This is a genomic window from Saccharothrix texasensis, from assembly GCF_003752005.1.
Classification (GTDB): domain Bacteria; phylum Actinomycetota; class Actinomycetes; order Mycobacteriales; family Pseudonocardiaceae; genus Actinosynnema; species Actinosynnema texasense.
In genome coordinates this window covers 5,125,307-5,143,801 of sequence record NZ_RJKM01000001.1, presented here as the reverse complement: position 1 = coordinate 5,143,801, position 18,495 = coordinate 5,125,307, and the positions used below count along the sequence as shown (strand labels likewise).

Annotated in this window: 18 protein-coding genes; 4 read left to right on the top strand and 14 right to left on the bottom strand. The window is 66.5% G+C overall.

Annotated features, from left to right (window positions below; genetic code table 11):
* Position 1: 1 nt before the first annotated feature.
* Positions 2-361 carry an RRQRL motif-containing zinc-binding protein gene (locus EDD40_RS41115; protein WP_148088879.1) on the bottom strand — a complete coding sequence of 120 codons (360 nt, stop codon included), beginning with the start codon at positions 359-361 and terminating at the stop codon, positions 2-4.
* The gene (locus tag EDD40_RS22215; RefSeq protein ID WP_123744647.1) at positions 361-666 is read right to left on the bottom strand and encodes a hypothetical protein; all 306 of its coding nucleotides are present in this window, start codon (positions 664-666) and stop codon (positions 361-363) included. Before EDD40_RS22215 ends, EDD40_RS41115 begins: the two co-directional genes overlap by 1 nt.
* A 142-nt stretch (positions 667-808) precedes the next feature.
* Between EDD40_RS22215 and EDD40_RS22210 the strand changes: the two genes are divergently transcribed.
* Positions 809-1,663, top strand: coding sequence for a sigma-70 RNA polymerase sigma factor region 4 domain-containing protein (locus tag EDD40_RS22210; RefSeq protein ID WP_123744646.1), 855 nt, complete (start codon positions 809-811; stop codon positions 1,661-1,663).
* A 139-nt stretch (positions 1,664-1,802) separates the two neighbouring features.
* Entirely contained in the window at positions 1,803-2,489 is a 687-nt protein-coding gene (locus EDD40_RS41110; protein WP_148088878.1) for a hypothetical protein, read from the top strand.
* Positions 2,490-2,983: 494 nt separating this feature from the next.
* On the opposite strand, the gene EDD40_RS41105 is transcribed toward EDD40_RS41110, so the two are convergent.
* From EDD40_RS41105 to EDD40_RS22170, 10 genes are all read right to left on the bottom strand, one after another.
* Positions 2,984-3,547: a hypothetical protein gene (locus EDD40_RS41105; RefSeq protein WP_148088877.1), complete on the bottom strand. Its 564-nt coding sequence runs from the start codon at positions 3,545-3,547 to the stop codon at positions 2,984-2,986.
* Between the two features lie 539 nt (positions 3,548-4,086).
* On the bottom strand, positions 4,087-5,340 hold the full coding sequence (locus EDD40_RS22205; protein ID WP_123744645.1) for a tyrosine-type recombinase/integrase: 1,254 nt from the start codon (positions 5,338-5,340) through the stop codon (positions 4,087-4,089).
* 8 nt (positions 5,341-5,348) lie between these two features.
* Positions 5,349-5,651 (bottom strand): helix-turn-helix domain-containing protein, encoded by a 303-nt coding sequence (locus tag EDD40_RS22200; protein ID WP_123744644.1) that lies wholly within the window; start codon positions 5,649-5,651, stop codon positions 5,349-5,351.
* A 330-nt stretch (positions 5,652-5,981) separates the two neighbouring features.
* Positions 5,982-7,523, bottom strand: coding sequence for a hypothetical protein (locus EDD40_RS22195; protein WP_211348224.1), 1,542 nt, complete (start codon positions 7,521-7,523; stop codon positions 5,982-5,984).
* A gap of 196 nt (positions 7,524-7,719) precedes the next feature.
* Complete coding sequence (locus tag EDD40_RS22190) at positions 7,720-8,766, bottom strand: bifunctional DNA primase/polymerase (protein WP_123744643.1); 1,047 nt, start codon at positions 8,764-8,766, stop codon at positions 7,720-7,722.
* Positions 8,767-8,886: 120 nt separating this feature from the next.
* A complete protein-coding gene (locus EDD40_RS22185; RefSeq protein ID WP_123744642.1) occupies positions 8,887-9,477 on the bottom strand; it encodes a hypothetical protein in 591 nt (196 codons plus the stop codon).
* Between the two features lie 57 nt (positions 9,478-9,534).
* A complete protein-coding gene (locus tag EDD40_RS41830; RefSeq protein WP_170185163.1) occupies positions 9,535-9,696 on the bottom strand; it encodes a hypothetical protein in 162 nt (53 codons plus the stop codon).
* 294 nt (positions 9,697-9,990) lie between these two features.
* Positions 9,991-11,304, bottom strand: coding sequence for an FtsK/SpoIIIE domain-containing protein (locus EDD40_RS22180; RefSeq protein ID WP_123744641.1), 1,314 nt, complete (start codon positions 11,302-11,304; stop codon positions 9,991-9,993).
* Positions 11,305-11,307: 3 nt separating this feature from the next.
* A complete protein-coding gene (locus EDD40_RS22175) occupies positions 11,308-12,258 on the bottom strand; it encodes a hypothetical protein (RefSeq protein ID WP_123744640.1) in 951 nt (316 codons plus the stop codon).
* Positions 12,255-13,211 (bottom strand): hypothetical protein, encoded by a 957-nt coding sequence (locus EDD40_RS22170; protein WP_211348223.1) that lies wholly within the window; start codon positions 13,209-13,211, stop codon positions 12,255-12,257. Before EDD40_RS22170 ends, EDD40_RS22175 begins: the two co-directional genes overlap by 4 nt.
* On the opposite strand from EDD40_RS22170, the gene EDD40_RS42695 reads away from it, so the two are divergent.
* Positions 13,201-13,425, top strand: coding sequence for a tetratricopeptide repeat protein (locus tag EDD40_RS42695; protein ID WP_211348222.1), 225 nt, complete (start codon positions 13,201-13,203; stop codon positions 13,423-13,425). The two genes, EDD40_RS22170 and EDD40_RS42695, sit on opposite strands and share 11 nt — an antisense overlap.
* Before the next feature lie 557 nt (positions 13,426-13,982).
* Here EDD40_RS42695 and EDD40_RS22160 read toward each other — a convergent pair.
* Both EDD40_RS22160 and EDD40_RS22155 read right to left on the bottom strand, forming a co-directional pair.
* Positions 13,983-14,417 (bottom strand): WhiB family transcriptional regulator, encoded by a 435-nt coding sequence (locus EDD40_RS22160; protein ID WP_123744637.1) that lies wholly within the window; start codon positions 14,415-14,417, stop codon positions 13,983-13,985.
* A gap of 286 nt (positions 14,418-14,703) precedes the next feature.
* Complete coding sequence (locus tag EDD40_RS22155) at positions 14,704-16,794, bottom strand: hypothetical protein (RefSeq protein ID WP_123744636.1); 2,091 nt, start codon at positions 16,792-16,794, stop codon at positions 14,704-14,706.
* Between the two features lie 863 nt (positions 16,795-17,657).
* On the opposite strand from EDD40_RS22155, the gene EDD40_RS22150 reads away from it, so the two are divergent.
* Complete coding sequence (locus EDD40_RS22150) at positions 17,658-18,173, top strand: pyridoxamine 5'-phosphate oxidase family protein (protein WP_123744635.1); 516 nt, start codon at positions 17,658-17,660, stop codon at positions 18,171-18,173.
* Positions 18,174-18,495: the final 322 nt, after the last annotated feature.

Genomic DNA, 18,495 nt, shown 5'->3' with positions numbered 1-18,495 from the left:
TTCAGGCGGCGGACTGGTACCGGGCGTACCGGTAGGCACGGCGGGCGCGGTTGGCCTTGTCCAGCGCCGCCCGCTTGGCCGGGGTCATCGGCCGGACCGGCTTGGCGGCACTGACCAGGTAGAGACTCGCGAAGTTGCGCCGTCCGCTGGCCCGGTGCCGCACGTAGAGCACTGCGACCGGATCGGCACCACCGGGACGCAACCCCTGTGCACGCAACTGACGGCGCGTGGCGAGCTTGTCCCGAGGGGCACAGCCATAGGACAGCAGCGGCAAGCCGTCATGCGTGCCTCGCGTGAACCGCAAGCCCTCGGCCCACGGCACCGACTCGGTGAGCACCCAGGAAAACGACTTGCCAGCCATCAGGCGACCTGGCCCAACGCCTCAACCGCCCGGGCTGGCCGAACGGCGGCGGCGCGAACCAACCGCACAGCCCTGCCCTGCTCCGCAACCACCTGCGCCAATGTCACACCGAATTCGGCGGTGATGCCGCGCAGTGCACGAGCGGCGATACGGCGGTTGCGCCGCTCACGGGCCGTGCCGTCCAGCAGAGCCGAGGTGGGCTCAGCCGATGTGACGATCTCCTGCGACACCCGTGACACCTGCGACAACAGCGCGTCAACGGCATCTTCGGTCAAGCCGTCCGGGTAGGCCTTCGTGCTGATCACAGCCACTCCCTCTCTGTAGAGCCCCCCTAGCGGTACGGCCGCAAGGGGGGGTTGACACGACAGACGCTAGCGAGGAGCGGTTGCGTCGTCAACCCCCCCTTGCGAAGATGGGCAAGACCCCTTGCGTAGGAGGTAGTGCTAGGTGGAGGACGAAGTCCGCGAGCTTCGGGCGATCAGCGACCCGTTGCGGCGAGCACGGCAGGCAGGTGACCTGAGTAGTCGACTTCAGGCGGCCGTCACAGAGGTGTCACGGGTGCGCAAGGAGGCGATTGAGGAGCTTCTGCAAGGGAGCATGACCCAGACCGAGATTGCGGAACACCTGAAGCTGACGCGGTCTCGTATCGGGCAACTGTTGAAGACAGGGCCGCGAATTGAGCGCGCCTTCTTCGGTACTAGTGCAACACTGACAGTCGCGCTGGGTGGGAAGCTTGAGGCGAAAGCCGAGAACCCTGGTCCGGTTGTCGCGCAGGAAGATTTTCAAGCATACGACGCTTTTCGTGAAATGGCGCGCGGCCTGGACTTCGATTTAAACTATGAAGTAATCCAGCCACCCGGACTGATCAATCTGAACAGGGATGACCTTGTTGTCATTTGCGGACCGCGACTTTCACCGCTAATTGCACAGGTGCTCGAATCGGATTCCGACATTGCTTTTGATCGCGATGAGCACGGCTGGTTTCTGGCTGACCGCAACACCGGTAACATTTGCCGATCCCCGATGGACGGTGGCGATTCATCGGATTATGCGTACGTCGGCAAGTTGCCACGACTGGACGGGAAGGGTAACTTCCTGTACATCGCCGGTATTCACGCTGTGGGTGCGGCCGGGGTTGTGCACTACCTAGACCGACATGTTGGCGACCTATACAGAGAAGTTAAAGACGGACGGTTCTCCGCGATTGTCCACTGCACGTTCGATGCGGATACGCGCAAGATTCGAACGTCCAAACTCGCGACTCCGATCTATAAAAAGAATGGCAAACAGCGTGCGAGCTGAATTCAGTACAAAGCCCGGAAGTTCCCGCAAGAGAAATGAAGACTGGTGTGTCGCCACGAATAGGCTCGCTGTGGTGTTGGACGGATTGACCGCTCCTGGCGACCTCGGGACAGGGTGCATCCACGACGTACCTTGGTACGTGGAAAAGCTGGGAACCCTGCTACTAGCGGGCATGACGGATGATTCGACCAGCTTGGATTCGGCGCTCTCTACTGCTATCGAATCGGTTGCAGCGTTGCATGTGTCAACATGCGATGTCGGCAATCCTGGTACGCCGTCGGCTACGGTGCTCGCCCTAAGAGTTGGTGCCGAAAGTGTGGAGTGGCTCGTATTGGCGGACTCTACGATTATATTCGACTGCTCAGACGGTTTGCATGTCTACACAGACGATCGTGTATCCCGTGTGAATCGCTCACAGCATGAGGCCGCTGTGCGCTCCAAAGTCGGTACGGAAGCTCACGAACGAGACGTAAGTAAGTTGGTCGAAGCTCAGCGCAAGATAAGGAATACCGCCGATGGATACTGGGTTGCCGGTGCAGACCCCCAGGCCGCGCGGGAAGCCCTAACTGGGCAAATTCCCCTTAACAACTTCCGGCAGGCTCTACTGTTGACGGACGGTGCTGCTCGCTTGCATGAGTTCGGGTTGGCGGATTGGGAACGTATTCTCGAAATCGTAGCCACGGGGGGCACGGACGGTCTCATCGCGGAAGTGAGGGATGCGGAACGACAAGATCCCGAAGGTCAGCGGTGGCCTCGTTACAAGACGAGCGACGATGCAACAGCCTTGAGGATCAGTATCCCAGCACATGACCTGGTGGACGGCTAGCACTACCTGCATGGCTCGATCTACACCGCAGAGCAGGATTGGTCTGACGCAACGTTGGGCTCCGGTATCGGGTCTGACCATATTGAGGGGGTGAAGCGTCCCAAGCGTCCCAAGCGTCCCGCCGCAGGTCAGCCCTGGGACGCTTTGATTGGCCGGGACGCTTGAAGCGTCCCACGGACGCGGCTGGGACGCTTCAAGCGTCCCACGGTTCCAAAGCGTCCCAGGGCTGACCAGGGCTGGGACGCTTGGGACGCTTGGGACGCTTCACCCCCTGTCTACGGGGCAACCCGGTGGGCTACGGGGTGACCTGACGGCATGTTTTTAGAGGATTGGTCTAGTGGTGACGGAAGCGACCGGGGTGCAACCGTCACGCCTGTCCGCAGCAGGGGATGCATCACTGCCACGGCGGGGCACACCTCACACCGTGAATCTGCCGTCTCAGTCGTCGTCTCAATCCAGTCCTGTCAGCATAGTTCAGTGACTCGCCCGCTCAACTATGCTCCCCATTCGCGTTCGACCGCACTCCGGGCTTCCTTTACTTTGAGCTGCCCCTTAACGGAAATTTGTACCTGTTGGGCGGCGTTAACAGATGCTTCACGGATTAGCATCCAGAATTTATGGCCGCGCTTGTCCTGTGTCTCTGGGTTTTGCCCGATGAAGAAACCCGAGAAAAGGTCTGCTTCGGGAAACGCGTGGCGTTCTAGGGCTGAGCCGTTAACCCAAACGTCCGACAAGGCTACATTCAAAGCCGGAACCCGATCGGATATCTTGTATACTTGTGCCATTGCCTCGTCCAGTTCCATCGAAACCATGTCGCTGGTGGTCAGTGGGCGAGATTGGGCGGCCTCGAAGACTTCTTCGAACGTCTCCAACGCCGCAATGGCGGCTCGGTAGTAGTCTTGGTTTTTCTCTCTTCTGACACGCCTGTTCTCCCGTTCGCGTTCTTCTTTGAGCCTAGCGTCTTCACGCTTACGTTTCTCGGCTTGTTCGGATTTTCGGACCACCTCTTCCTGTTCTTTCTCGGCCTCCTTATCCTTTTTTTCCAGTTTGTAGACCATCCGCGCTACCGTAAGGGTTGCAAGAACCCCTACTACGCCAATTATGGATTGTGCCCAGTCTCCGGTTTCCATCTCTCTCCTAATTGGTGGTTGGGCGGTATCATACAATCCGGTGGTTTGTGGCTCTTCGACGGTTGGAGGCCGCGTGCCGGTCCGCCTCCGCGCACCCAGGCCGATCGGAAGCCCGCGCGGGAGACCGTGTGCCATGACTCGGCCGTCTCAGTTGTCGTCTCAATGCCGTCCCGTTCAGCATTGTCCGTTGGTGTTCGCCGAAGCGCGGGATTGTAGCCAGTAGCTCTCTGACCAGCGGACATAGACGTAAGCGGTCGCTTCCGGACGATGGATCGCAGACCTCGAAAGCGTGTGAGGTGAAAGCCTCCGTGGGTTCAAATCCCACCGCCACCGCTGCTCAGAGCCCCGGTTGCCGATCACGGCAACCGGGGCTCTGACGTTCGGTGGCATTCCTGGTGGCAATTGCCCTCTACGGGGCCGGTACGGGCGCCCCGGTGGCGTTCCCGTTCTCGCCGTCGTCGGTGGTCTCAGGACTCCTCAGCGGTTCTCCAGAGCAGTCCTCCGACCCGCTGAGCCACGTCCCGCCGGATCGCCGCCGTGATGTGCTGGTAGCGGGCCGCCATCGCGGTGTTCGACCAGCCCATGATGCCCATCACGGTCCGCTCGGCGACTCCGAGCAGCAGTAGCACCGTCGCCGCGGTGTGCCGTGCGTCGTGCAGACGACCGTCCGGCACCTTCGCGACCTCGACCAGTCGCTTCCACTCGTCGTAGTCCGAACGTGGGTTGAGCGGCGCACCGATCGGGGTGGTGAACACGTAGCCGGTTTCGGTCCACAGGTCGGCCGCCTTGTCCCGCTCCCGGTCCTGCTCTCCTCGGTGCAGCTTGAGCAGCTCCACCAACTCGTCGGGCAAGCCGATCCCGCGCTTACCCGCAGCCGACTTCGTCCCTGCCGTCTCATCGCGCACGGGCACCCTGTTCGGGCAGTACCCGCCGTACTTCCTGCCGCACGGCTCGGCACACCCGTGGCGCCACTTCGGACGCAGTCTGTTTCGGCGAACCGTGAGTGTCCCGACCTCCAAATCCACGTCCGACCAGCGCAGACCGAGCGCTTCACCCTGCCGCAGGCCAAGCGCCAACGCGATAGCCCACCGTGCACTGTTGCGCCGTTGCTGCGCTGCCTCCAGCAGCGCCTTGACCTGCTCGACCGTGTACGGCTCGACCTCGACTTCCTCGACCTTCGGTGCCTTGGCCTCCAGCGCTGGGTTCTCGATGAGGTGCTTCCGTCGCACCGCGACGTTCAACGCGGCCCGGATGGTCCGGTGGACTTGGTGCGCGGTCGCCGCACTGGTGGTGGGTCCGAACTTCGTCTTCTGCTTCATGATCTTGCGATAGAGTTTTTCGAGGTGTTCAGGTTGCAACTTGTCCAACCGGTGAGCGCCGATGCCAGGAACCAGATGAACCCGTACTGCCACGTCGTACGCACTGTAGGCGTTTTCGGTGACGACCGGCGGGGCGACGATGTTCTCCAACCAGTGCTTGAGCCAGGTTTCAACGGTCCAGTTCTGGCCTGCCTTCCGGACGCGTCCTTCGTCGCGTTCCTTCTCCAGCTTCCGGACCTTGTCGGTGACTTCGGTTCGACTCTGACCTCGAACATGCCTACGGTCAGGCCTGCCGTTGTCCTTCAGTCCTACGGTGACGTAGCCATGCCAGCACTTATCTTTCTCACTGTAGTAGATACTCGACCGACCGTTGGAATTGCGGGTCTTCTTCTCGCGCGGCATCTGGGCTCCTATGCAGCCGGATGGGTGGAGTTCTGCTCGGCGACCAGTCGAGCGGCATAGTGGTCGATCGCGTCCACGTGAATCCTGCGCAGACGCCCGATCAATACCGATTCCAAGTCTCCTGATTTCACCAAGGAGTACGCCTTCGTCTTGCCGATCCTCAGTCGTTCCGCCGCTTCCTCGACGGTGAGCAGGACCCGTGTCGGCATCGGCCGCTGTGCAGGCACCTCAACCGCCGGTTGAGCTGTCATGAGGACCGTCAATCGCGCGATCAGTTCCGCGATTTCGGCGTTGCGGCGATCTGTGCTCATGCTGCACCTCCGGTGACGCGGATGAAAGGAGCGACAGCCACGGCTCTCCAGTGGAGAGGCTTGTCGTTGATCAAGATTTCGGGCATGCGTCATCACCTCGGGATTGGCCGGTCGGTCGGGGTGCCGACGACGTAGCGCGGCCAACCGTCGGTGCTGGGCGGGTGTGGGTACGGGGTGCCAAACCCGCAAACCCGCCGATCGGATAGCGGAGGGGCTGTGACCTGCGGCGATGCGGTGCGGGTTTGAGGTCAGAGGCAAACCCGCACCAAACCCGCGGACGTGCCTGCCAAACCCGCAGACTGGCCTGTGGGGCCGGTCGGGACTGTCCAGCTACTGCCAGAGGTCGGGTTGGCCTGCCGGTTCCTGGTCGTCGGCGGCCTGGTCGACCTGGTGGTCGTTGGTGGTGCGGGTTTCGACCCAGAAGACGCGGGTTTTGGCGTGGGTGTCCATGGCGGAGCGGATGACGTAGTCGCCGTGCCAGCGGCCGATGTGTCCGGTGAGGTGGCGGCCGATGGATTTGGTGGAGGGGGTGCGGCCTTGTTCGTCGGTGAGGAAGGTCCCTTCCCAGTGGTCGACGGGTTGGTTGTTGACGATCTCGATTTCGGCTTGTTGGCGGAGGTGTCGACTGGTGATGCGGCGGTCGTGGTTGAGTTCGTGCCAGCGGGCGAGGAAGGCGACCCATTCGGCGTCTTCGTCGTCGGCTTCGCGCATGTCGTTGAGGTTGTCGAGGAAGCCGTCGATGCCGTGGTGGGCGAGCAGTCCGCCGGAGGCTCCGGCCCAGGTGGTGAATTGACGCATGGTGTGGCCGGATCGGGGCGCTCCGGCGTTGATCCAGTCCATGACCAGGATCAGCAGGTGCCGCAGCACCTCGACACGGTTGGCGGGAGTTTTGAGCCAGTTGTCCAAGTGGGGGATGCCGAAGTTGGTCTGGTCGCGTTGGTCGGGGTGGGGGTCGTTGGGGTCGAGTCGGACCAGGACGGTGCGGGTGGCCATGTCCCCGCCCAATCGGATGTTATTCCCGGTGGCCATCCACAACCGGTTGTTGGTGGCGGTGAATCCCGCACCGGAGGAACCGAGCATCCGGGCGGACCACTGCGGCGAGGTGAGCAGTTGGGCCAGGACGGCGGAGGAGACGATGGTTCCTTCGGCGATGTTGTCCCAGAGCATGATCGGTGAGGAGCTGTGCAGGGCGCTGGTGATGCCTTTTTCCAGTTCGCTGTCGTCGCCTTTGCGCCAGACGAGGTTTTTGCAGCCGTAGATGTAGCCGGGGATCTCGGCGAGCAGGGTTTTGCCGCTGGATTGGGTGGTGGCGGAGATCAGGCCGAACGGGGTGAGGCACCCGAGGTAGGGGCGCAGGATGGGCGCGAGTAGTAGGGCGATGTGGTTGGCGCGATCAGCGGGTGCGACGAACGGGAAATCGGACAGCAGCCGGTGCAGCAGGAAGGTCTTGGCGTCGGCGACCTGGTCGGCGGTGGGGTGGGTGGGGACGGGCGGCATGGGTGCGGTGGGCGAGTAGTAGAGGCCGGTTGCGGGGTCGTAGCCGGCGGTCTGGATCAGCGTTCCGTCGGGGCGCAGCACTGGTGAGCCGACGATGCCGGTCAGGGGTCGGACGCCGGGCCAGTAACGGGAGGACAGCACCGCGGACAGGGCGGTTCCGGTGGGGCTGACCTCCACTTCGGTCCACTCGTCGGTGTTCTTGTCCTTTTTGAGGCGGTGGACGTAGGTGTGGTGGGCGAGCAGGAAGGCCAGGTTGGCGGAGGTGAGCGGTTCGGCCTGCACGGGCAGTGCTGCGGGTTGTCCGGCGGTGTGGTCGGTGCCGGTGGGGCCGGAGACGCGGGAGAGGTGCACGAGCTGCCCGCCTGCGACGAACACGTCGGGCAGGGCGCCGCCTGCGACGGCGGTGGTGAGGGTGCGGATGGTCTCGGCGTCCCCGCCGATGCGGATGGGTGGCCGGTCGGCGGTCTCGTCGGCGGTGTCGGTGACGTCGGTGGGTTCGGCGGCAGTGGTCATGCGACGGGCCTCCCTTCCGTGGCGCGGCGGGCGCGGGTGGTGGTGGTGGTGGTGGTGGTCATGCGGCGGGGTGTTCAGTGGGCGTGCGGGGTCGGGCGAACCCGGAGGCCAGCGCGTAGCGGATCTCTCCGGCGGGCAGGCCGGCGGTGTGGGCGGCGGTGGCGAGCGCGGTCTCGACCTGGTGGCGGTCGATCCAGCCGGCCTGGACCATTCCGGCGAGTCGGGTGGTGGAGCGGAACAGCTTGCGGTTGCGTCCGGAGTCCGGCTGCATCGCGGCCAACTCCTCGCACGCCGACCGGAGTGCGGCGGCGGCATAGCGGGCCTGGCGGTTCTCACCGCGGGCCGTGACCACCGTGACCGGCGCCGGTCGGATCGGTGTGGGGGTGGCGTGGCGGTCGTGGCCGGTGCGCACGAGTTCGGTGGTGAGCCAGTCGGGCAGGGCGGCCGGGGTGAGGGTGGTGGAGGCGCGGCGGTAGGTGCCGGCGGGGGTGGTGGAGCCGGGCAGGACGACGTAGCCGCCGTGGGCCTTGATGTCGACCTGCCATCCGAGGCCGCTGCTGACCACGGTGTCGCCGTGGCGGACTCGGCCGGTGCTGGACTTCCATCGGCCGGGCTCGGCGGTGTAGAGCAGGTGCAGCCCGCCGGAGGGGGTTTGCGTGACGAGGGTGTCCAGGTCGAGTCCTGGACCGCGCAGGCCGGCCAGGGTGGCGTAGGTGTCGATGCCGTCGGCGGGGAGTGGGTCGCCGTCGGGCCAGGGCAGGCCGTTGAGCGGTTGGGTGGGCGGGGTGCCGCCGTGGGCGTCGAGGTCGACGGCCAGCAGCCCGGACACTCCGAGGTGCACCGCCCACACGCTCGTGCGCCACCGCGTCGCCCACCGGCCGATCACTGCGGTGTTGTTGGTGGCGGCCCACACGCCGTGGCACAGCGCGCCGTCGGCGCGGGCCAGGCACGGGCACTGGTCGGCGGTGTGGTCTCCGCCGCCCCGGCAGTCGGGGCAGCCGGCCAGTGGGCGTTTGGTGCCGGGGTGCAGGGGCAGCACGTGCCAGCCGTGGCGGCCGGCCACCCACAGCGCGACATCGGCGGCGGTGGGCTGGGTTGTGGTCATGACGGCGATTCCTCTCGGGTCAACCGAACCGGGCGGTGGGCGGGTTGGTCGCGCCGGGGATGTGGGGTGGTCACGTCCCCGGCGCGACCAACCCGTGTGTGGGCGCTAGTCGAGTGGCCGTCAGCGGCGGCGGCGCAGTCGGCGGAGATCGGCGAGGGTGAAGCCGATCTGCTGGTCGACGTGGTCGTTGCCGGAGGCGACGTTGCGGGTGCCGGTGGCGTCGTCCTGGTCGTCGTCGTGGTCTGTCACGTCCCGGTCGTGACGTGGGGCGGGGCCGGTGCGGGTGGTGAAGCGGGTGGTGCCGTGGTGGACGTCGTGTTGGCTGCCGACGCGGGCGTTGCCGTGGACGTTGTTGGTGTTGTGCAACATGAATCCTCCGAATCGGTGGCGGCTGTCCTGTGTGGATGGGCCGGTCGTGGTGTCGTCCGTGGTCGGCGCCGGGGTCACGTCCCTGTCGTGGCCTGCGGTCGTGTCGTGGTCGGCGGCGTGGTCCTGGCCCTCGTGGTGGTGTGGGTTCACGGCGGTGTCCTTGGCCTGCTGGTGGGCGGTGCGGGCGGTGTCGAGGCGTTCGCGGGCGGCGGTGATCCCGTGCGGGTTGCCGGTCTGCTTGGCCTGGCGCAGGGCGCGGCGGGCGCGGGAGACGGCTTGGCGGGTGTTCTGTGTGGAGCGTCCGCCGGCGTTGGGGCAGCGGCGGCCCCCTGCTCTGCACATGTCACGTCCCCTTGCCGTGCTGGGGGTTCCGGTGGTGGGTGTGTCGCATGTGGTCGGTCATCGGCGCGGGGCGGCGGCGCAGTCGGGGCAGACGGCGTAGCCGGACAGCCGCGGGAACCACACGCGGTCGCTGCTGCTGTCGAACCGCTGCCCGCACAGGGTGCGGACCTGGCCGGACCACCACGAGCGGGTGCCGATGTGCGCGACGGGCTTGCCCATGACATACCTCTTTCATGACTGTGCGTGACAGCGTGTGGGTGTGCGAGGGTGACGCGCGGGCGGTGTGGCGAGGTGCCGGCGCGGTGGTGCCGAGCGGTGGAGGGAAGGACGCCGTCCGGGGAGCAGGACCGGCGTTTTCGCGGGTTTCGGCTGGTCGCCGCCCTGCCGTGTGGATCTTCCCTAACGGTTGTTCTGGCTGGTGGGGGCAGGGGAGATGGTCAGGGGAATTCCCCTGGGTCTCGCTGCTCCCCCGACTGCTCCCCCGGCGCTTCCCGGTGGTCGACGGGTGCGGTTCTAGCTCTCCTCGTCGGTGTCCACGCCGGCATCCCTGTCACGCATCGTGACGGCTTCGGCGACGTCGTTGGTGTCCACGGCGCTCTGTCCGCTGTCGCGTTTGACGATGGGCACGCCGACCTCGGCCAGGGCGGCGGCGAGGGTTTTGCTGGTCCACTTGCCGTAGTGGTCGGGGCGCAGGGCGGCCAGGGCGTTGAGCGCTTCCGCGGTGCGCAGGTGCTTGCGGCCGGTCAGGACGCTGTTCAGGTCGGTGAGGAAGTCGACTTCCTCCGGCGCGTCGTCGCCGGTGGTGGTGGGGACGTGACCGTGGCGCAGGTCCATGGCGCGGTCGGTGACCTCGGTGACCTCGGCCGGGGTGAGGTAGAACGACCGCAGGAGGCCGGGTTGGGCCATGATGCCGCGGACCATGGCGGTGCCGACGTCGCCTGGGCCTTCGTCGGTGGCGGGGTCGAGGCTGACCGCGGAGATGCCGGCCTTGTAGCTGCCGGTGCCGAGGATGGCGTCGTTGGACTGCTGGTCGCCGATGGCGAAGCAGGCCTTGCACGAGGTCACGGCGGTGACCTTGCGCGGCAGCGACGCGGTGGAGGCTTCCGGGGTGGCGAACAGCAGGGTGACGGCGTACTTGCGGGCGGCGCTGATGAGCTTGGTGACCACGTCGGCGGCCTCCTCTCCGTACTCCTCGTGCATGAACAAGGCCTGGCACTCGTCGATCACGACCACCCGCGGGCGTAGCCGGGTGTCCTTGGCGGCGATCTTGCGGTTGACCTTGCGTTCCCCGTGCTCGCGCAGCGCCTTGCCGCGCGCGTCGAGGTCGGTGTACAGCTCGCGCAGCGTGTCCAGGCAGGCCTTGACGGTGTCGGGGTCCGCGCCGGTGCGCAGGGTCCGCAGCCGCGGTTTCATCGGCTCGTAGTCGGCGTTCTCCGCCAGCACGAACACGTCCACCTCGACCAGCGGGTCCAGGATCGCCCCGGCTACCAGGGTGATGAACAGCGACGACTTGCCCGACCCCATCACTCCGGCGGCGGCGTAGTTCTTCTCGAACAGCAGCGCCCGGACGATCTCGCCCCGGATGTTGATCCCCACCGGCAGACCGGCGAAGTAGTCCGTGGGCCCGTCGGTGTCCAGCAGCGGCCACGGCTCCACCGGGCCGGACAGCGCGCCCTGGTCGGCCACCCACAGGTCCAGCACACCGGGCTGTCCCTTGGGTTCGGACGGCCAGACTTCGACCGGCAGGCGCACGAGGTTGTGGGCGAACACGGTCTTGCGCTTGACGATCTCCTCGACCGGCACGCCCTTGGGCATGACCAACTGCATCCGTTAGCCCTTGCCGTCGCGGTGCGGCGGCGCCACCCACGTCGGCGTGATGCTGCGTCCCCAGCCCTCCTTGAACGCCTGCCGCAGCGCGGGCAGCCCGGACAGGTGCCGCAACGCCGACAACACGGCGGACTCGTCGGGGATGATGTCGCGCCCGTCGGCCGGGACGGTCTGCTCTTCACCCGCCCACATGGGCAGGGTTCCGCGGGAACGGCCCACGGGGATGGTGCGCGCCGCCCAGGTGCCCGCGCCGGTGATGGCCCAGGCCCACCAGTAGCTTCCGGCCGGGGACAGGTCGGCCACCGTGGTCCAGAACTGCACGACGTCGTTCCACCGGTCGGTCAACGATCCGGCGCCGATCACGGCCTGTGCGGCGGCGAACCCGAGGAACAGCACGTGCCCGCCGGCCAGCAGCACCACCACGCCGCCGGACCACCGCAGGATCTCGATACGACGTTCGCGGCCACGCTGCGCCGACCCGTTACGGCGCTGTTCCAGCGCGTCCTCAAGGTCTTTGAGCACCCGGAAGTCGTCGGCGGACTTGGCGTTGACCCGCAACGTGGTGATGGCCTGCTCCAAGTCCAGGTGCTTGCGGCGGGCGCGGCGCTCCTGGCGGCGGATGCGGGCACCGGCCACCGCGTAGCCGGCGTTGCGGCGCACCGTGCGGCCGATCGAGCGGGTGCGTTCGTGGCGCACGACCGCGACCACCGCACTGGCTGCCGTGCGGGCCGCGTTCTGCGCCGCCATCCGCCGGTCCAGCTCGGCGGACTCCGCATCGGTCAGCAACTCCCCGACAACCGCGCTGTCCAGTTCCACCCCGTCCGGGTACACGTCCGGGACGGCGTCGGGGGTGGTGTCGGTGCGGCGGACGGGCAGGTGCACCACGTTGGTGCGCTCCCGGTCGCCGTCCTCGGCGTGGTCCTCGTCGTGGTGCTCGTGTGCGGTGGTGTTCATGCCGTCACCTCCTGTCGGGTGCCGCCCTCATCGGGGCCGTCATTACGGGTGGGAAACAGGGCGCGGTGCACGGCGGCGGCGTCCTCGGAACGGCAACGCAGAAACTTGCGCACCTCGGTCTGCGAGGGCCGCTCCGGCAACCTGCCGCCGTCGATCGCGGCACGGGTGCGACCCACGTAGCGCGCGATCTTCGCCGCGTCGGGTGCGGTGGTCGTTTCCGCATTTCCCGGCCGGTGCGCGCTCGACGGCGCACCCGTGGCCGGGGCGGTGTCGGGCCGGTCGAGGGTGGTCGGGGCGGTGGTGTCGGCGTGCGGCGCGGGAAGGGCGGGGAGGGCGGTCAGGTATTCGCCGATCTCGGCGGCCAGGGCCTCACCGATACCGCCGTCGGTGTCGGTGGTGATGACGGGTAGTCCGGCCAGGGTGGTGGGCACCAGGCGCACGCGGCCGAAGCGGCGGCGCAGGGTGACCGTGCCGGGGCGGTGCACGAGGATGGCGGTGCCGTCGGCGGCCAGCTCGGCGGCGGCCTGACGCAGCGCGGCCCGGCGCACCGCAGCCACCCGCTTGCCCGCGAGGCGCTGCAACCGGTCGGCGGCGCGCTGCTCCCGGGACCGGCGCGCCGGGGCGGTGGCGGCGGTGTCCACCAGCTGGTGCACCACCACCCCGCCGACCGCGACGATGGCCATCACGACGCCGTCGGTGAGGCTGCCGCCGTCGGCGGTGACGCCGTGCAGGAACGCCAGGGTCGCGGACACGGCGGCGGAGAACCACAGCCCGACCAGCAGTCGACGTACCGGGCGGCCGGCGCGGCGGGCGGCGGCCAGGGCGAACGCGAACGCCCACATAGCCGCCTCGGAGTACAGCGGCATGGTCCAACCCGGCGCGCCGTACAGGTCGTGGCCGAACCCGGCGATCGCCGACCACGCCAGCACCGCGGGAACGAGGATGACCGGCACGAACAGCAGGTCGATCGTGTGCGCCGACGCAGGCAACACCGACGCCCTCAACAACCTGGGCGTTCTGCTGGCGGAGCAGGAACGCGCCGACGAAGCCGAAGACCACTTCCGCCGCGCCATCGACGCAGGCAACACCGACGCCCTCAACAACCTGGGCGTTCTGCTGGCAGAGCAGGAACGCGCCGACGCAGCCAAGCAGCTTTACCGCGACTGAGCGACCAACTGCGTGACAACCGAGGCAGACAGGCGCGCATGTAGCCGGACATCCACGGACGTCATACCTGCCTTCAACTGCGGGAACAGGGAGGTTCTTAACTCGCGAACATTGCTTCGGGACGAAGAGGTCGCAGGTCAAGCCTGTCACGAGACAGGACGGATGCACTGGTCCTGCTGCGCCATTCCGCCCAGCACGCTTCATGCCAACCCCTCCTTTGTATACATCTGGTGGTGCTGGCGACCATGCATGAGGGCAGGCATCCCAGCCGTCCCAGTGCCGGCCAGGATGGGACGGCTGTTTTCGCTGGGACGGCTCGGTTGTCCTACGATTTCGTGCCGTTCCGCTCTGACCAGCAATGGGACGGCTGGGATGGATGCCTCGTCGTGAGCGGCACAGACTTTTCTGCCAAACCTGGCTATGTCTCGTGAGAATCCGCCCGGCCATGTCCTCCAGGATTCAGCGGAGGGCTTCCATCAAAAGTGACATCCAGTGGCGTCGCCAGGATGTGAGAATTGCGCCAAAGAGCGGGCCGCTAGGGCCGCAGTCAGGTGCACTCACCCCGCCGCGAGCTCAGCAATGTCGCCTTCGATGCTTCGCTTGCTGAATTTGGTGTAGAAGACGATCTCGTCAACGGTAACGCCAGCCTCGCGCATTCGCGCAACCACAGCCTTGCGGCGACGGGTCTTCGTCGAGCGACGGTGAGCGCGCGACCGCTCCATAGCTGTGGTGCCAGCGAGGAACGTCGTGTCGTCGAGACCGTCGTCGGCGTATCTGCGGCAGGCGGCCAGCACAGGACAGGAGGCGCATGTGCCGCGGGCCGCGTCCAGGAGATCGGGGTCGTCGAACTCTCCGTCAAACACGGCTTGTTGAGTTTGATGATCAGGGAATGCGGCCACCTGATCGGTGCACGTGCCGCCCAGCGGTGGAGTGCCGACGGCGGTGAGCTCGGGGTAGAGGTGGTCAGAGTTGGAACGCTTGGGCGTGGACATTTCGCTCTCCGGAAATCCGGAGCGTGGAGGCCACCGCCCGCGCTCGTACACCTGTACGGGAGCAGCTGCCGGGTCTCAGGCTCGTGGATCGGTCGGTTCGGGCGTTGGCCTTCGCCGCCGCGTTACTGTGCCGCGTTCGGCACCCACTGCGCCATCGGAGTGGCCCCTGGCAGGGCTCCAAGTTGTGACTAATGATACAGCCCGACTGGTGTGCGTGCCGCAGCTTTGCCCGCCGCGCTGGGGAGCTCCGGGTGGGCCATAGACGCACAGCCCACCCGGTTCGGCCTTAGTCAGTTTCGGTGGCCGGGTGTTCCCGCCGCGCGATGCGGTGGGCCAGGCTGTCCCAGAAGGACAGCCGGGTCCGCAGTTCGTCGATCCGTTTGACCAGACCAGCCGTGGCCCACCCCTGAATTTCAACCAAGGGAGTGGCACTACCATCAGTGAGTTCTTCCAGGTTCTCGACCTGTTGTTCAAGTGCGTCGAGAGCGAGGCCGACGTTCTTCTTGTAGCGGGCGAGGGCCATCGCAGGAGTTTCCTCATCCGACGAAGGCTGAGGCGGCGTCGGCATCTGCTGCTGGTTCCGGCCAGGCCGGGGGAACGCGTCCTCGCGCAGCCACTGATCAGCGATCTCGATCTCATCGCCGTCAACATCTAGAGTGAGCACACCATTTTCGCTGATGCGCCCGCGTACAAGCCGCCCGTTCTCGTCGACCACCCGCGGCTTGCGACCAGCCCGACCGTCAATGATCGCCTGGTACAGCAGGCGGAGGCCTTGGGTCTCCTCCATCATCGCCCGGAGGACGTCGTGTGGTCCGCGCTTGTCCGCATTGGTACCGCCGCTTCCGAACGGTTCCCGACGCAAGCTCCCCCGGCGGGTGAGGTGGAACTGGGCGAGCGCGGCCAGTTCCGTACGCGCGGAGTAGTCGCCCGCCCCAGTCGGCGTGTTGACGGAAGAGTTGAGTTCGACCAGAGCGGCGTCGAGCAGCTCCTCAGGCGTGCGGCCGGTGACTTTCCAGTCGGCGGTGGCGTACAACCTCAGACGGCAGGCGCGTCGATAAACGGCTTGCATCGTGTCGATCTCGCGCCGGGTGGGGTCGTCGGCGGGCAGGCTTGTGGCCAGGCTACGAATGGGCCGAAGCGCCAACTCCGCCGCCGCCTCCGCCTTAGCCTGCGGGGACGCCTTGGCGGCAGCGGTCACGTCGCGAATGGCGCGGGAGACGATGCTCATCAGGCGAGGGTGGAGCATGGTGGCGAGGACGTAGGCGGCCTGCGCGTCCTGATCGCCGGGAAAGCCGTTGCGTACCGCGACCTGGGGTTCCATCAGCCCGGCCATGTAGTCGTGCTCTTGCTGAGTAATGGCGTCCTGGTGGCGCAGCGCCCGGACCACGGACTCAGCCATGGCCTCGTTCTTGCCTGTCGTGGGCCAAGGGCGGGGCCCATCGACGTGCAGCATCCCGAGATAGCCACCCACGGCCTGCGCGAAGTCGTAGGCGGATGCCTGCGTCGGCACGAACCTCAAGATTACCCTCGCCCGCACGATCAGCGCGTTGCGCTTGCCTCGCCGTTTGTTGGCCATCCGCGCGGTAAGGCCGGGCTCAGCCGGATCCTCGACGAGGACACTGTTGATCAAACGGCGTAGGTTGCTCTCGTCAGCGGGCAGGTCGTACATCACGGTCCTGGCACCTTCGATACCGAGGACCTGGTGGGCGTTGGTGACACGGCTCGAGCCCTCGGCCGTCGCCAGGAGGCACGCGGGCGGTTGGCCGTCCTCGTGGTGAATCTCGTTGTAGACGACATCCACGGGCATCATGATGCCCCGCTCGGCGATGGAGGCGGCGAGCTTGTTGTCCGACAGGATGAAGGTTCCCGCTCGCTCGGCCTCGGCCAATACGTGCGACACACTTCGGGCGTCGGTCCGCAGGGTCGAGGTAACGCCATCCTCGGAGGTCGGACCGCGTAGCGGCCCCAACGCCCCGGCGGAGCCTGAAGCGGGATACACCCGCTCTGCGAAGGCCCTGTGGTTTGTCACCATCGGTGTCACCCCCGGCGTCCACAGGTCAACCTCGATGAACTCGAACTTGCCGCCCACAACCGGCATGTCCCGCGGCGACGAGAGCGCCGCCCGCAGGCTCGCCGGGTCGGTGACCGCAGAGGCAAGTGCCCACGCGAAGCCGTCCGGCAGGTCATGGGATACACAGGCTTCGTAGGCGCGCCGCACGGCGGCCATCTTCGGCAGCCCAGGCATCGGCTCGCTGTTCCACCGACTCCACGCGATCTGCGCGGGCGCCTCGTCCTCTTCTCCGAACACGTCGACGATGTCCTCGGGCATGGAGGATTCGGCGTCCAAGACCTCTGTGTCTGGCCCGTGGTTGATCATTTGCTTCTCCGTGTGGTTCGTGGCGGTGGTGCCGCCGCTCTCCGAAGCGGACGCTTCGGTTGGGGGCGGACCCACGTGCCACGCCACCGACGTGACGGATCCCGCAGGTGGGGGTGTGCGTCACGACGCGCCGGTATGAGAAGACGACCACAAGGGGTGTCGGTCAGGAAGCTTGTCGCTCCCTGCCGCGCGCCCGCCGCCCGTTGCCGGGCGTTGGTCGGCCGTGGTACCGGCGTCGCATGAGTAGTTCACCACGGCCGTAGGCGGAAACCCGCAACTTCATGCGAACGAAGATGGAGCGAGCCGGTCAGGGCGAGAGTGACAGCGTCCACTAGACGTTCAGAGGTTGCTTCGGTTGCATTTGTGGTGGCGTTCGCCGACGATCGGGCTTGTCCGCAGACGACCGCTGTACCGCGCCTGCCTGGTTAAACGGGCTTCGCGCACAGTGCTGGACCGTGGTTCGCAGACCTCGAAAGCGTGTGAGGTGAAAGCCTCCGTGGGTTCAAATCCCACCGCCACCGCTGGTCGAAGGGCCGGGCACCTCGTGAGGTGCCCGGCCCTTCGCCATGTCGTCCAGGCAGTCGTCGTCTCGATTGTGCGTTCCAGGCTCGTCCAAGCGGCCCCCTGCGGCATCTCCCACACGTTCCGTCGGATGACCACGGCGCGGTTTCGACGGTGTCGGGCAATCGCGCCGATCAGACCGATGAATCGGCAGAAACGGACAGGGTTCCGTCGATGACGGGTGTCGACGAATGCCAGGTGGTGGCGTGTCGAGTTCGGCGAGATTATGTGACTCTACGGTGCCGTCTTCCTCTGATCGCTGTACGAAGCTGAGGGTGGTCAGCGGTGGCTATTGTGGGTTGATGCGTGAAACACCCGAAGAACTCGATGAGCTCCAGGCACTGCTCGACGCCTCCCTGTCCCGTTCCACCGATCACCTCCGGTCGATCGTCGCCGAGCGCACTGTGACCGCCGAGCAGCTCACTCGGATCCTGGTCGGCATGTGCACCCTCGCCCTGTCCACCGTGACGGCGAAGGGGGAGCCGCGGATCAGCGGTGTGGACGGGCACTTCCTGCACGGCAAGTGGTACTTCGGCACGGCCCGCAGCGCCGCCAAGGCCCGTCACCTCGCGGCCCGGCCCGCCGCCAGCGTCGCGCACATGCGCGGCGAGGAGCTGGGGGTGTTCACGCACGGCACGGTGGAGATCCTCAACCCCGAGGACGGCGAACCGGCTGCGGACTGGCCGGACCTGCTCGCGTACTTCAAGGACTTCTACGGCGATCACACCGAGTGGGAGAAGGACGTTTTCTACTACCGGCTGCGTCCGCACTGGATGACCGTCTACGCCCCCGACGCCGCGAAACTCATCACCAAGTGACTGCCGGCTCGTGGAGGTCCGTATTGGTCGGTGGGGAGAATTGATCGATGTCCGCGCATCCACTCGGGGAATCGCGGTAGAAGAAGGCGCTCATCGCCGGCACGGCGAGTCGGTGCTCTCGGTGCTCGACGCGCACGGGCGCCGATCCGGGCCTCGTCAGGTCCGGGCCGGCGCCCCTGTTGTGCATGTCGTGTCCGCGCCGGCGCTGGGAGGGCCACCGGAGGGCACGGCCATGACCCTACCCTACGTTCGAACACACGTTCGAGGGCGGGCGATGGTCAACCGTTAGTGACGGTGTCTTCCGCCGTTCACTCGATCCGGG